Annotated in this window: 1 rRNA gene; it reads right to left on the reverse strand. The window is 48.6% G+C overall.

Annotation, left to right across the window (positions count from 1 at the left end):
- Positions 1 to 1,813: ribosomal RNA gene (locus IR151_RS19810) — 23S ribosomal RNA — on the reverse strand; the annotation flags it as partial.

Raw genomic sequence — 1,813 nt, forward strand, 5'->3', positions numbered from 1 at the left:
CTCTAACAGATCCCCTTAACCTTCCAGCACCGGGCAGGCGTCAGCTCCTATACATCGTCTTGCGACTTAGCAGAAACCTATGTTTTTGGTAAACAGTCGCTTGGGCCTATTCTCTGCGGCCACCGTATGGTGGCACCCCTTATCCCTAAGTTACGGGGTCATTTTGCCGAGTTCCTTAACAACAGTTCTCTCGCGGGCCTTAGGATACTCTCCTCACCCACCTGTGTCGGTTTGCGGTACGGGTACCTTTAACCTCGATAGAGACTTTTCTTGACAGTGTGAAATCAGCTACTTCGCTACTAAATTTCGCTCCCCATCACATCCCAGCATTATCAAAGCGGATTTACCTACTCTGACTGCCTCAATGCTTGGGCACACATAACCAACAGTGTGCTTAGCTTATCCTACTGTGTCATCCCATCTCTCAAACGGTTATCGGTAGTACAGGAATATCAACCTGTTGTCCATCACCTACGCCTTTCGGCCTCAGCTTAGGTCCCGACTAACCCAGGGCGGACGAACCTTCCCCTGGAAACCTTGGGTTTACGGCCTGTGGGATTCTCACCCACATCTCGCTACTCATGCCAACATTCTCACTCCCATACTGTCCACATGTCCTTACGGTCATGCTTCAACCCGTATGGGAAGCTCCCCTACCCATCATTACTGATGCCGTAGCTTCGGTAGTAAGTTTTAGCCCCGGAAATCTTCGGCGCAGGATCACTCGACCAGTGAGCTATTACGCACTCTTTGAATGAGTGGCTGCTTCTAAGCCAACATCCTGGTTGTCTGTGCAATCCCACATCCTTTACCACTTAACTTACATTTAGGGACCTTAGCTGACGATCTGGGCTGTTGCCCTTTCGACTATGAATCTTATCACCCACAGTCTGACTCCCAAGTATAAGATGACGGCATTCGGAGTTTGATAGTCTTCGGTAGGTGCAATACCCCCTAGGACATTCAGTGCTCTACCTCCGTATCTCTCACCTTGAGGCTAGCCCTAAAGCTATTTCGGGGAGAACCAGCTATCTCCGGGCTCGATTGGAATTTCACCGCTACCCACAAGTCATCCCCGAGCTTTTCAACGCTCGTGGGTTCGGACCTCCACGAAATTTTACTTTCGCTTCATCCTGCTCATGGGTAGGTCGCCCGGTTTCGGGTCTACGTCAAGTAACTGAACGCTCAGTTAAAACTCGCTTTCGCTACGGCTCCACACCTTAAGTGCTTAACCTTGCTACTTAACGTAACTCGTTGGCCCGTTCTACAAAAAGTACGCGGTCACACAAGAAATGTGCTTCCACAGCTTGTAAGTGCAGGGTTTCAGGTTCTATTTCACTCCCCTCCCGGGGTTCTTTTCACCTTTCCCTCACGGTACTATACGCTATCGGTCACTAGGTAGTATTTAGCCTTGGAGGGTGGTCCCTCCTGCTTCCCACAGGGTTTCACGTGTCCCGTGGTACTCTGGATCATATCTGAAGTTTTCTCGTTTGACATACAGGACTATTACCTTCTGTGGTGGGTCTTTCCAAACCTCTTCAATTACGATACCTCTTCGTTTAAGATATGTCCGCAACCCCAATAAAGAAAACTTTATTGGTTTGGGCTATTCCGCGTTCGCTCGCCGCTACTTACGGAATCGAATTTCTTTCTCTTCCTTCAGGTACTTAGATGTTTCAGTTCCCTGAGTTCCCCTCATTAAGCTATGTATTCACTTAATGATACTTAGACATTACTCTAAGTGAGTTTCCTCATTCGGAAATCTTCGGATCAAAGTTTACGTGCAACTCCCCGAAGCTTATCGCAGCTTATC

Origin of the sequence: Clostridioides sp. ES-S-0006-03 (assembly GCF_020662275.1) — a bacterium.
In the GTDB taxonomy this organism is placed as follows: domain Bacteria; phylum Bacillota; class Clostridia; order Peptostreptococcales; family Peptostreptococcaceae; genus Clostridioides.